This is a genomic window from Micromonospora echinofusca, from assembly GCF_017614955.1.
Taxonomy (GTDB): Bacteria; Actinomycetota; Actinomycetes; order Mycobacteriales; family Micromonosporaceae; genus Micromonospora; species Micromonospora echinofusca_A.
Window position 1 is genome coordinate 1 of sequence record NZ_WVUH01000251.1, and the last position, 11,020, is coordinate 11,020.

General features: G+C 68.3%; 14 protein-coding genes and 1 pseudogene. 5 read left to right on the forward strand and 10 right to left on the reverse strand.

Translation table 11 applies throughout. The features are described from left to right. The 3 genes and pseudogenes from GSF22_RS34995 to GSF22_RS23875 form a co-directional block, all read left to right on the forward strand. Positions 1-316, forward strand: a pseudogene (locus GSF22_RS34995) (hypothetical protein); the annotation flags it as partial. 105 nt (positions 317-421) lie between these two features. Beyond that, positions 422-715, forward strand: coding sequence for a tyrosine-type recombinase/integrase (locus GSF22_RS35000; RefSeq protein WP_307804263.1), 294 nt, complete (start codon positions 422-424; stop codon positions 713-715). 415 nt (positions 716-1,130) lie between these two features. Next, a complete protein-coding gene (locus tag GSF22_RS23875; protein WP_208815973.1) occupies positions 1,131-1,739 on the forward strand; it encodes a hypothetical protein in 609 nt (202 codons plus the stop codon). Here the strand turns inward: GSF22_RS23875 and GSF22_RS23880 are convergent. Next, the gene (locus GSF22_RS23880; RefSeq protein WP_208815974.1) at positions 1,716-1,958 is read right to left on the reverse strand and encodes a hypothetical protein; all 243 of its coding nucleotides are present in this window, start codon (positions 1,956-1,958) and stop codon (positions 1,716-1,718) included. The two genes, GSF22_RS23875 and GSF22_RS23880, sit on opposite strands and share 24 nt — an antisense overlap. Before the next feature lie 72 nt (positions 1,959-2,030). Between GSF22_RS23880 and GSF22_RS23885 the strand changes: the two genes are divergently transcribed. Continuing rightward, a complete protein-coding gene (locus GSF22_RS23885) occupies positions 2,031-3,206 on the forward strand; it encodes a hypothetical protein (protein ID WP_208815975.1) in 1,176 nt (391 codons plus the stop codon). Positions 3,207-3,442: 236 nt separating this feature from the next. On the opposite strand, the gene GSF22_RS23890 is transcribed toward GSF22_RS23885, so the two are convergent. The 7 genes from GSF22_RS23890 to GSF22_RS23920 form a co-directional block, all read right to left on the reverse strand. Continuing rightward, entirely contained in the window at positions 3,443-4,207 is a 765-nt protein-coding gene (locus GSF22_RS23890) for an ABC transporter permease (protein WP_208815976.1), read from the reverse strand. Beyond that, entirely contained in the window at positions 4,204-4,986 is a 783-nt protein-coding gene (locus GSF22_RS23895) for an ABC transporter ATP-binding protein (RefSeq protein WP_208815977.1), read from the reverse strand. Before GSF22_RS23895 ends, GSF22_RS23890 begins: the two co-directional genes overlap by 4 nt. Next, on the reverse strand, positions 4,983-5,363 hold the full coding sequence (locus GSF22_RS23900; RefSeq protein ID WP_208815978.1) for a DUF1048 domain-containing protein: 381 nt from the start codon (positions 5,361-5,363) through the stop codon (positions 4,983-4,985). The genes GSF22_RS23895 and GSF22_RS23900 overlap by 4 nt, the downstream gene beginning before the upstream one ends. Positions 5,364-5,365: 2 nt before the next feature. Further along, positions 5,366-5,713, reverse strand: a complete 348-nt coding sequence (locus GSF22_RS23905; protein ID WP_208815979.1) for a PadR family transcriptional regulator — start codon at positions 5,711-5,713, stop codon at positions 5,366-5,368. Positions 5,714-5,991: 278 nt separating this feature from the next. Further along, positions 5,992-6,408: an Imm1 family immunity protein gene (locus tag GSF22_RS23910; protein WP_208815980.1), complete on the reverse strand. Its 417-nt coding sequence runs from the start codon at positions 6,406-6,408 to the stop codon at positions 5,992-5,994. After that, positions 6,405-6,887, reverse strand: a complete 483-nt coding sequence (locus GSF22_RS23915) for a DddA-like double-stranded DNA deaminase toxin (RefSeq protein WP_208815981.1) — start codon at positions 6,885-6,887, stop codon at positions 6,405-6,407. Before GSF22_RS23915 ends, GSF22_RS23910 begins: the two co-directional genes overlap by 4 nt. Then, positions 6,884-7,426, reverse strand: coding sequence for a DUF6244 family protein (locus GSF22_RS23920; protein ID WP_307804265.1), 543 nt, complete (start codon positions 7,424-7,426; stop codon positions 6,884-6,886). The genes GSF22_RS23915 and GSF22_RS23920 overlap by 4 nt, the downstream gene beginning before the upstream one ends. Before the next feature lie 264 nt (positions 7,427-7,690). Between GSF22_RS23920 and GSF22_RS23925 the strand changes: the two genes are divergently transcribed. After that, complete coding sequence (locus GSF22_RS23925; RefSeq protein WP_208815982.1) at positions 7,691-8,068, forward strand: hypothetical protein; 378 nt, start codon at positions 7,691-7,693, stop codon at positions 8,066-8,068. A gap of 322 nt (positions 8,069-8,390) precedes the next feature. Here GSF22_RS23925 and GSF22_RS23930 read toward each other — a convergent pair whose 3' ends face one another. Both GSF22_RS23930 and GSF22_RS23935 read right to left on the reverse strand, forming a co-directional pair. After that, the gene (locus GSF22_RS23930; protein ID WP_208815983.1) at positions 8,391-8,672 is read right to left on the reverse strand and encodes a hypothetical protein; all 282 of its coding nucleotides are present in this window, start codon (positions 8,670-8,672) and stop codon (positions 8,391-8,393) included. Positions 8,673-9,825: 1,153 nt separating this feature from the next. Continuing rightward, complete coding sequence (locus tag GSF22_RS23935; protein WP_307804266.1) at positions 9,826-10,998, reverse strand: glycoside hydrolase family 3 N-terminal domain-containing protein; 1,173 nt, start codon at positions 10,996-10,998, stop codon at positions 9,826-9,828. Positions 10,999-11,020 lie beyond the last annotated feature (22 nt).

An 11,020-nucleotide genomic window follows, 5' to 3' on the forward strand; every position in this document is an offset into this window, starting at 1 on the left:
TCCCCGCCCGCAGGCCCAGGTCTGGACCGAGGCTCGCGTCGCCAAGTGGCAGGCCAGCGGCGAGCGTCCCACGATCGGCGTGTGGACGCCGACCCAGCTGGCCAACTTCCTCGACTACGTCCGCGACGACCGCCTGTTCGCCTTCTGGTGGTTGGTCGCCCTGCGCGGTCTGCGCCGTGGCGAGGCCGCCGGGCTGCGCTGGACCGAAGTCGACCTGCACACCGGCCAGCTGTCGCGGTGGTCCGGCAACGCACGACCGCCGGCTACGACGTCCACGAAGGGCCACCCAAGTCCGCAGCCAGCCGCCGCACCGTAGCGCTGGACCAGCACACCGTTCGGGTGCTGCGCCAGCACCACGAGCGCCAACGCCAGCGACGCAGCGCGCGCCGACGCCGGGAAGGTCAGCCACGACAGCGGCTACGTGTTCACCAGCCCCGACGGGCTACCCATCCATCCCGGCTACCTCACCCAACGCCTACGACTGCTGGTCAACCGGGCCGGGCTGCCACCGATCAGGCTGCACGACCTGCGACACGGCGCCGCGACCCTCGCGCACGCCGCCGGCGCCGACCTCAAGACCGTCCAGGACCAGCTCGGCCACGCCACCATTCACCTGACTGCCGACACCTACACCAGCGTCCTAACCCCACACCCAACGCCAAGCCGCCGAAGCCACCGCCCGCCTCGTCCTCGATGCCGCCAGACCCGGCGATGAGATCCGACGCCATACCGGCCACAACCGGATCGCGCCGCAGGACCCGACTGTGAAGGCTTCGACACCGTCAGCGCGCGAGTGCCGGCCTCGGTGGAAGCCCCAGGAGACATTCCGGTGTACGGGCCCTGAACCGGCGCTCGGCCGGGCTCGCAAGCCCGCTCTGACGGATGCCGCTTTTGCTGCGGTGTTCCGGGCGGAGGTTCGGGCGCGCTGGGTGGGTCAGGGCCGCATCCGTTCCCCGCGCCCTGGGAGCGGTCCATCCCGCAGACTCAGCTCCTGAGCGCTTTATGTGCCGCGCTCGATCGCCCTGTCGACGGCCTCCGCTAGGCAGCCGGCGGATCATCAGGACGTCAGTTGCTCGGTCGTGACACGCCGCGGACGGGGTCATGTCAGAGGTCCCGCTTAAGGTGTGGTTGTGACGGCGGAGTCGGAGCGGATACGCGAGGTGACGTTGACTGAATATGACGTCGCCGGATACGAGTTCCTGCTCGCTGGCACCGATGCACTCATGCGAGCCACGGACCCGGTGTACGGGCGCATGCGGCGGGTGCCGATGGACGTTGTGTCGCCCGTGTCAGTGGACGTCGGTGAGGGCCGGGCAGTACGGGTGGAACCGATTGACGCGTCGTCCTGGATCTCGTTCGACGTTGGCGAGGCCATCGCTGGAGAGCGGCAACTGTTGCTGTCCGAGATGGCGTTCCTCGCGCAGAGGCAGCTCGCGGCCATAATGAGCGGCTTCTACTCGCATGTCGGTGAGGTAGCAGAGGCGGTCGGCAACACCGTCAGCGGCCCCATGTCGTGGGACCTGATCATCGACGCACTCGAGCGAGTCGACCTGGTGTTTCGCGATGACGGGGAGCACGGCGGAATGATCGTCATGAACCAGCAGACCTACGCCAGACTCGTTCGGCAAGGGCCCCCGACAGCTGCGCAACAAGCTCGTGTGGACGACATCTTGCGACGGAAGCGGGAGGAGTTTGATGCTCGACGGCGTCGTCGATCAGTATCTCGCGACGGTCACTGAACTGCTCCCCTGCTCGCGCTGCTGCACGCCAATGGCTTCACCGACGTTCATCAGCTGCACGGCGCGTTCGAGTTCGGCAAGGACTTCATCGCCAAACGCCACGAGGACGGCGAACTTCGGCAGTACGCGTTGCAGAGCAAGGCCGGTGACATCAAGCTCGCTGACTGGCGGGTGATCCGATACCAGGTCGACGAGATCCGCACGGATGGTCTCGCGCACCCCCACTTCGACCGGAACCTGCCTCGTGCCGCGGTCCTTGTGACGACGGGACGGCTGGTCGGCGCAGCCGCTGTGCAGGCGCAGGACTACAACGCCCGTGTGCGGAGGCTCGGCGAGCCCGGGTTCGACCTCTGGGATCGCGACGTCCTGCGTCCGATGCTCGCCGCCACACCTGCGTGCGGGTTGGCGGCGGGCAGCCCCGGCGATCTGCTGGCGCTACTCGGACAGATCGACCAACAGAAGACCGACTACCAGATTGTCGAGCGGTATACCCGCAGATGGACGGGCAGGCCGCTGCGGCAAGTAGCTATCGAGTCTGCGGTCGTGGCCAACCGGCTGCGGGACAGCCGTCGCACCGACCTTGCAGCAACCGTGGCCCTCGCGGCTCTGCGCGCAGCCGTCTGCCAGCCGGCAGAGCCTGGATCCGCGGAACTGGCCCGCTCGGTGCGGCTGCTGCACGCCGCCTACGCCACGCGTCTACTCGACCGATACGAAGACGCCGCCAGCAGCTCCATGGACCTTGTGAGGGAGATCGCGCCGAGCTTCATTCACCTCACCTACCCTGTTTTCTGCCTTCGTCTTGCCGAGGTCTGGGGACTCCTGGGCATTGCTCCGGACGTTGACGATGTGACAGCCGGCCGGGCGCGACGAGCAACAACTACGCTGCTGAAGCACCAGCCCGGAGCGGCGCATCCGATCTCCGACAACTGGGCTGCCAGCATGATCCCGGCCGTCCTGTCCCTGCATGCGGAGGACCCGAGCGCTCTCGACAACTATCTGCGTGCCGTCACCCGCTGGGTCGCCGACGCCTACGACACCGGACTTGGTCTCGCCCCTGTCGGTGCCAGCCCGACCGAAGAGGCAACACACTTCCTCGGACCGGAACTCGAGCACATCGAGATCGCCACATCCGCCACCTCGTATGCCGCAGCGGTCCTGCTCGACCTGGCGGTTGCAGCGAACCTGCCCGAGACCTACGAGTTCATTCTGAACGAACTCCTCGCCGCCGGTGCGAAGCCGACCTTCACCGTCGCCGACGAGACCCGCGCGCAGTGGGGCGCCGCCCGCGACGGACTCACCCTCATCCCCGTCGTCAGGTACAGCGAATCGTGGACCGGCAGCGGCCGCCAAGCCGAACACCACGTTGGAGATGACACTTCCGGCATTGCAGCCTGGGACGCCGTCGCCCTGTCGACACTCCCCCGCAGTCGACACCCCTGGTGGGCGCTTCGGCAACTGATGACGTAGACCGCAGGAACGCGCCGCACCTGCGGTGACGAGGGCTCCTCGGCCGACTCGACCGCCACGAAGCCGATTCTCGCGATGGCGGCGACGCACGCCGATCACCGGTGGCGGGTCACGCAGGCTCGAGCGATCGAGGCGTGGCAACCGCTGGCCGGCCAGCTACCGCCCACAGAGGGCAGAGCCACGCAGGGAGACAGCGCCGCATCCGTGCGGATGCGGCGCTGTCTCCGTGCGATCGGCTAGCTGATCCTCTTGCGGTAGATCGCTGTCGCAGCGGCGTAGGCGGCCAGGAGCAGGCCGGCGCACCAGGCGAGGGCGATCCAGATGTCGTTGCCGACGGGTTGCTGCGCGAAGAGCGCGCGGAGAGTGTTCACGATCGACGTCACCGGTTGGTTGTCGGCGAACCACGCGACCGGGCCAGGCATCGAGTCGGTGGGGACGAACGCCGAGCTGATGAAGGGCAGGAAAATCAGCGGGTAGCTGAAGGCGCTCGCGCCGTCGACGGTCTTGGCGGACAGACCCGCGATCACGGCGACCCAGGTGAGGGCGAGGGTGAACAGGGCCAGGATGCCGGCAACGGCGAGCCAGTCGGCTACGGATGCGCCGGTGCGGAATCCCATGATCAGCGCGACGCCTGTGACGATCACGAGCGAGGCCAGGTTGGCGACGAGCGAGGTCAGGACATGCGCCCACAGCACGGAGGGTCGTGGGATCGGCATCGACTGGAAGCGCTCGAAGATGCCGCCCTGCATGTCGAGGAACAGCCGGTACGCCGTGTAGGCGATGCCGGAGGCGATGGTGATGAGCAGGATGCCCGGGAGCATGTAGTTGATGTACGACCCGTCGGATCCGGTGTTGATGGCTCCGCCCAGCACGTAGACGAAGAGCAGCATCAGCGCGACGGGGGTGACCGCGGTGGTGATGATGGTGTCCGGGCTGCGGAGGATGTGACGCAGGGAGCGGCCGGTGAGGGTTGCGGTGTCGCTGAGGACGTGCGTGGTCATCTGGATTGCTCTCCTGCGGTCTGGCCGACGAGGGTGAGGAAGACGTCCTCGAGGGTGGGCTGCTTCTCGACGTACTCGACCGTGGCGGACGGGAGGAGCCGCTTCAGCTCGGCGAGGGTGCCGTTCTGGATGATCGTGCCCTTGTGCAGGATCGCGATCCGGTCGGCGAGTTGCTCGGCCTCGTCGAGGTACTGGGTGGTCAGCAGGATGGTGGTGCCATCCTTGGCGAGATGCTTCACCGTCTGCCAGACCTCGATGCGGGCCTGCGGGTCGAGGCCGGTGGTCGGCTCGTCGAGGAACACGACCGGCGGGTTGCCGACAAGGCTCATCGCGATGTCCAGCCGCCGGCGCATGCCGCCCGAGTACGTTCCCGCCCGGCGGTTCCCGGCGTCGGTGAGCGAGAAACGGGCGAGCATGTCGTCGGCGATCGCACGCGGGTTCTTCAGGTGGCGGAGCTTGGCGACAAGGATCAGATTCTCCCTGCCGGTGAGTACCTCGTCGACTGCGGCGAACTGGCCGGTGAGGCTGATCGACCGGCGTACCTCGCCCGGAGCCGAGGAGACGTCGAAGCCGTGGACGGTCGCGGTACCGGTGTTCGCCTTGAGCAGCGTTGACAGGATCCGCACCAGCGTGGTCTTTCCGGCGCCGTTCGAGCCGAGCAGGGCGAAGATACTCCCGGCTGCCACGTCGAAGTCGACGCCCCGCAGCACGGGCAGGTCCTTGTAGGACTTGGTGATGCCCCGCACCGTGATCGCGGGTCCGCGTGCCGTGGTGGTCATGCGCTCGTTCCCTCGCTGTTGTCGTCGTCGGCGTCGTCGATCGCCTTGCGCAGGCGCTCGCGCTCCTTGTCGATCCACTGCCGGCCCGAGTACGCCTGCACGAACGTCTCGGCGAACTCGACCGGGTCGTCGCCGACGATCGCGCGGACCGGCGTTGCGTCGGCGACCGCACGCTCCCAGAGGTCAACGAAGTCGCCGAGCATGGTGATCATCGTGTTCCCGTCGACGATCCCTGCCTGGTACATGAAGTACCGGTGAAAGGCCCTGGCCGCGCCCCGGTAAGGCTCCGGCAGCGCCTCCATGCGGGCCATGTGCCGCTTGTACTGCTTCTTCTGCTCAAGCGACCCGACCAGCGTCTCGATCCACTTCGCGGCCATGCTCATGCTCCCTCGTCCTGTCGGTTGTCGTTGTCGCGAAGATGCTCGATGCGCTCCGCGAGGACGCTCCACGTCCCCCAGAACTCGGCGAGTTGCTCCCGCCCCTTCGCCTTGAGCGAATACACCTTCCGCGGGGGCCCCTTCTCGGAGGGGACCTTCTCCACGTCCACGAAACCGCGCTGCTCCACGCGCACGAGCAGCGCGTAGATGGTGCCTTCGGCGATGTCCGAGAACCCGCGGTCGCGCAGCCACGCGGTGATCTCGTAGCCGTACGCGGACCTGCGGGCCAAGATCGCCAGGACGATGCCTTCGAGAGTGCCCTTGAGCATCTCCGTCATCTGGTTGCCCATGCCATCAACCCCCTGCTATCAAGCGACGCTGACTACCGGTAGACGGTAACACTAGGTACCGGTAGATAGCAACGCTGAATACCGAGGGGCACCAGAAGCTACAGAAAGCCACCGACAAGAAGCTCAGAGTTCGCGAGGGGTGCAGGGGAGGACTGGAGGAGGCCACCCGTCGGGCTCCCCTACCGCCCCCGTCATCGTCGAACGAGCTATCTCCTGCTCGGCGTTCACCTGATCCCGAGCGAACCGCGAGCATGCCCTCCCGGGCGACACCACCAGTGCTACTCGGCGACGGCGGGTAGACGGGGCGGCTCGCCGCCGGTATCGAGGAAGGCGGTCGCGATCTGGATGGCCGTGTCGGGCCGGATCCGTAGGTGCTCGGCGGGGTACTCGGTGGGTACTCCGCCGAGGTCGAAGCTGAGCCCGGCGGTCGGGGTCACGACTGTCGGGGCGTTGAGGTATGCGCCGTCGTCGGCGATGTGCACGGCGAAGCTGTGGGTGGGGTGGCCCAGGCCGATCTGCAGGCCGGGTGGCAGTTCGTCCGGGTCGTCGGTCGCTTGGCTGAAGATGGTGACCGCGACGGGCTCTCCAGCCTGGTGGATCTCGTGCAGCACGGTCCTCAGGGCGGCGGGGTCGCTCAGGTCGACCTCGTGGTTGTCGCGGTGGTCGCCCCGGTCGTATGCCCACGTCACCTTCATGCGATGGCCTTTCCGTTGCCGGTGTAGGTACGCCACAGACGTATTTGCCCGTCATCGTCGCGTACGTACACAGTCAGCTGCGCACCGGACGGCAGGAGCCGGGAGAGGATCCTCTCGCAGCCGTAGGGCTCGTAGTCGCACGGTGGGTTGTTGGTCAGCACGACCGCGCGCGCGACCTGTTCGCGGCGCATCCGGGCGGCGAGCTTGGCCTCCAGGTGGTCGGTCGTGGTGGCGATGAGCTTGTATGCGGGTTTGAGGTCGGCGGCGGCTGCCGGGTCGCGGCCCGATCTCATGGGCACTCGTTGGCCGTTGATCAGCGCCACACCGGAGGTGGGGTCTTTCGCTCGCCGTTCGGGCAGGTCGCGGGCGGCCTCCGTCAGCCAGCCGGGCAACCGGGCCGTTTCGGCCGGCACCGGGGGTGGGCTGGCGGCGGTGTCGGTCGTGCCGGGCGGTCGGCTGACGCCGCCGCCGGTGGTCATTTTCCCAGGTCGCCGACCAGCCGGGCCTGTGCGAGTGCCGCTTCGACGTGGTGGCGTGCCTCGTCTCCTCGGGCCCTGACCGCGGCAAGTCCCTGTCCGACCTGCTGCAGGCGGGCCAGTGTCGGTCCGGGTTGCCCACCCTGCAGCGCCGCGGCGACGAGTCGCCGTGCTTCCTCGATGCCCGCTGCCGCCGCCTCGACCGCCCCGTCGGCGGCGGCGAGGGCGGCGACCAGCGGCGTGAGCGCGGTGATGGCTTCTTGGGGCGACAGCTGTCGCGGTACTGCGGATACCGAGCGCGACGCCTCGCCCAGGATCCCGCCGACCGTGGTCAGCCGTGCGCGGACCTGCCCCACCTGCTCGCGTACGCGAGCCAGTCCCACCGCGATACCCGCTAAGCCCGCCCCGAGGGCCCGTGCCGCAATCCGCTCAACGGCGTGGTCGACCGCGGCGGCATCCTGCTGTACGGCACCCACGCCTGCGGCCATCGTCTGCAGGTCATCACGGATGCTGTCGGTCAGCGATATGGTCCCACCCCTCACCTCGACGGCTTCTGCGCCTCAACGACCGCAGCTTCTTATAGAAGAAGGTCGATGGAAACAGCTCGCACACGAAGAGGCGCGCGTGCCAAGACGTCGCGACCAAGACGATCACAGGGCTGCGCGGTCAGCGGTACGTACACGGTCTGTTCCCGGCAGTGGGAATGAGCACCGAGTACTTCGCCGCCAGCCCGCAGCAGGCCATCCTCTTGGCCGAGTACGGGCCCGCCGGCACGAAGGTGCCAGCGTTGGCACTGAAGTGGGTGGATGGAGCCCGCAGTGCTCGGCAGCGTCCGGCGGGCGATCATCGAGGATGCGCCGGTTCCGGTGGGCCATCGGCTGCCGTTCGGCCTTGCCCGGTTCGATGCCGCCGGGCCGTGGATCGCGGTGGCCCCGGAGCAGCCTGCAGGTGTGGTGCAGGTCGCCGACGGTTTCGTCCACGCGCTGGCCGCGTTGCCGGACGAGCGGATCGCGGCGGTCGCGGCCCGCTGGACGACCGCAGAGGAGTGGCTTGGCCCGTGGGAGCCGGGTCAGCTCGACGACACGGTGCTCGGGCTGCGTGAGCAGGTCAGGGGAGGTCCGTGTGCCCGGCGGTCACCCTGTACGTGTGGTGGTCGCTCTGACCTGGCCCTTCCACCCAGGTGATCTTCCACCTGGCGGCCGGGCGGGTAGGCTGCCGTATGTCCTGCTGAGCTGCGCCATGTGGCGTCGGACCTGCCTCGGGTGAGGCGGCCGAGCATGCCGCCGATGGCGTCCCGGCGGATCATGACGCCTCCGCCGGGACGGGGCGGGTTTCGTCGTTCCGGGCGAGACGGTGGGCGGTGAACCAGGACAGAGTCCGTTCCACCACCCGCCGTCTGGGGCGCGGGTCACCACCCTGTGCTCGGTCTGTTCGGGACCGTGAGACCCGCGCTGCCCTACGCTGCAGCGCGACGGCCGGAGCCCGCTGCAGAGGCCGCGACCCGGGTCAGAATGGCTGAGTGCCGCCGCTGGCGCGAAGTTCGCCTTCGCTCTTGACGTCGATGACGTAGCCCAAACCGTCCGAGCCCTTGCATCGGATCGACGAGCCCTGACGGTTGGTGAGGCCACCCTCGCACTGAAGGGTCACATCCTTACCGAGGTCGCGCTTGACCGCAGCAGCTCCGTCCTTTTGCAGCTGCTCATTGGACCAGTCACCTTCGTGTCCGCCACCACAGCCGGCAAGAACGACAGCCATGGCGACGGCGAGAATCACGCGGGATGTTCTCATGACAGCTCCTCTGGACGGGGGTGGCTGACCATACCCGCCAGGTCCGACATGACCGTGCGCCACGAAACTCACCTCAGGACGACCCCGACCGAACCAAGTTCTCCGCTCTGATGCAGCGGTGGGTCGTCGTACCCGTTCGGGCTGAGGTATCCCAGTTCCTTCGGGATACAGCAGGTGTTGCACAGCCCCTCCACCTAGGCAGGGATCGCGTTCCAGGTCTCGTCGTTCGTCAATCCTGCGACCGGACCGCAGCTCACCATCGACATGCTCTCGGCACCGCCGACCCGGACTCCCCCGCAGCGGTCACCGGCACCTGACGAATCGGACAGCCGCGGATCATGTGCAAGAACGGCTGCCGTCTGAACGGGGTTCAACGAGGTGATCCTGTCGCTGCAGGCGATAGGCCGGACGACAGGGCAGATCTCCGTGCACCTGGCGGATGCCTACGACGCCGACGTGTCCCGAGAGCTGATCAGCAGGGACATCAGGTTCACGTCGGACCGGCCCGGCCCGGGCGACGAGACCGGCTCGGGCGGATCATGCGCGGCCGCCCCAGACGGGGGTTCCGCTGTCAAGGCGGAACAGCAGGGACTCGGTCGCGGGCTGCCGGTAGCCGTACGCCGGGTCGTCGAGATCGACCTCCGGTTCGATTCTCAGTGTGACGACGTCCGCCAGCTGCCCGGGCGCGCAGGTCTGCACACTCGTTGTGGTGTTGCCGTTGCCGGTGGTGTCGGCACACAGTTCGACGGCCAGGGGTCGATGGGTTTGCCGTCCAGGCGTCTCGGGTGGCTTGTCAGCAGGCGCGGTACCTTCCCTGCGCCGTCCTTCGCCAGCCCGGTCCGGGGGCGTCACCGCTCGTGCAGAGCGCCAGCAGCACGGCCGTGTCGCCGAGCTGGCTGCCGTCCACACCTCACGGACCAGGCCGTAGAGGGGGCCGGCGAGCCGGGCGCCGTGTCCGTCGGTACCGGACGGCTCGGCGGCCGAGGCAGGCTGCGGGATCCGCTGCCGACGGGCCCCCTCCCGGCGGGATCCTCAGCCGTTATCTCGCGGGTCCGACATCAACCTCACCCACTTCCACCGTCGTGGGGTGGTAGTTGACGCATCGTGCGTCGTGACCGCGTACCCCGGGTGGGCGCCTGCCCACACACGTCGGTCAGCGTTTCGGGCGGAGGGAGTCCACTCGGGCGACGGACTGGTCGATACGGTCCTCGGTGATGCGCCCGGCCCGGACGAGACCGGTGATCGTGTCGATCGTCTCCTCGACGACCCCCGGGTCGTACACCTGCTGGTTGGCGAAGACCAGCAGGTCGAGGCCGGCCTGCAACGCCAGGTCGACCGCCTCGGCGGCGCCGTACCGGTCGGTGACCGCGACCGCCTGCATGTCGTCGCTGACCACCGGCCCGTGCCAGCCGAGCCGACCGCGCAGCAGGTCCGTCACGGTCGCGGTCGACAGCGACGCCGGGTACGTCGGGTCGAGCTGCTTGTTGAGCACGTGGGCGGCCATGACCGAGTCGGCGAGGCCGGCCTGGATCAGCCGTTGGAACGGCTCGAGTTCCTTTTCCTGCCAGGTGTCGGTGACGTCGACGACCTCGAAATCGGTGTTCCCGGCGGCGCTCCCCGACCCGGGAAAATGCTTCAGGCACGTCTTCACACCAGCCGCGCGGTGCGCCTGGATCTCCTGCGTGGCATTGCTGACCACCACGTCCGGGTCGGCGGAGAAGCTGCGGCCGAGCATGCCGATCGCCCGGCTGTCGGGGTTGACGTTCACGTCGACGACCGGGGCGTAGTTCAGGTTGACCCCGATCCGTGTCAGACCGGCCACCAGTCCTCGCGCCCAGTCACGGGTCGCCGACGTGGAGTTCTCCGCGCCGATCTCGGCCTCCGACCTGGTGGCCGGGAATCCGTTGCTCGGGTTGAGGCGGGAGGTAGGGCCGCCCTCCTGGTCGATGGAGACGATGAGCCGGCCCGGTGAGGCGTCCTTCAGGGTCTTCACCAGCCGGGTGACCTGTTCGGGTGAGCGGATGTTGCGAGCCGTCTTCGTCTCAAGATCCTGGTCGAAGAGGATGACACCGCCGAGACCCTCCCGCACCGCTTTGATGATCCAGTTCGGGGCCTCAGTGCCGCGGAAGCCGACCACGAGCAGGCTGGCGATCTTCCGCCGCAGCGCGGCCGTGCCCCCCGGTGAGCTGCCCGACGGCCGCGGGCTGCCCGACGGCTGCGGGGTCGAGGATGTGGCGCGGTGTGACTCGCAGCCGGCCACCACTACCAGTGCGGCTGAGCCGAGTCCGGCGAGCAGCAACCGGCGGGGTAGGTGCACGATGTCCACCCCCGCACGCTACGGCCCGACC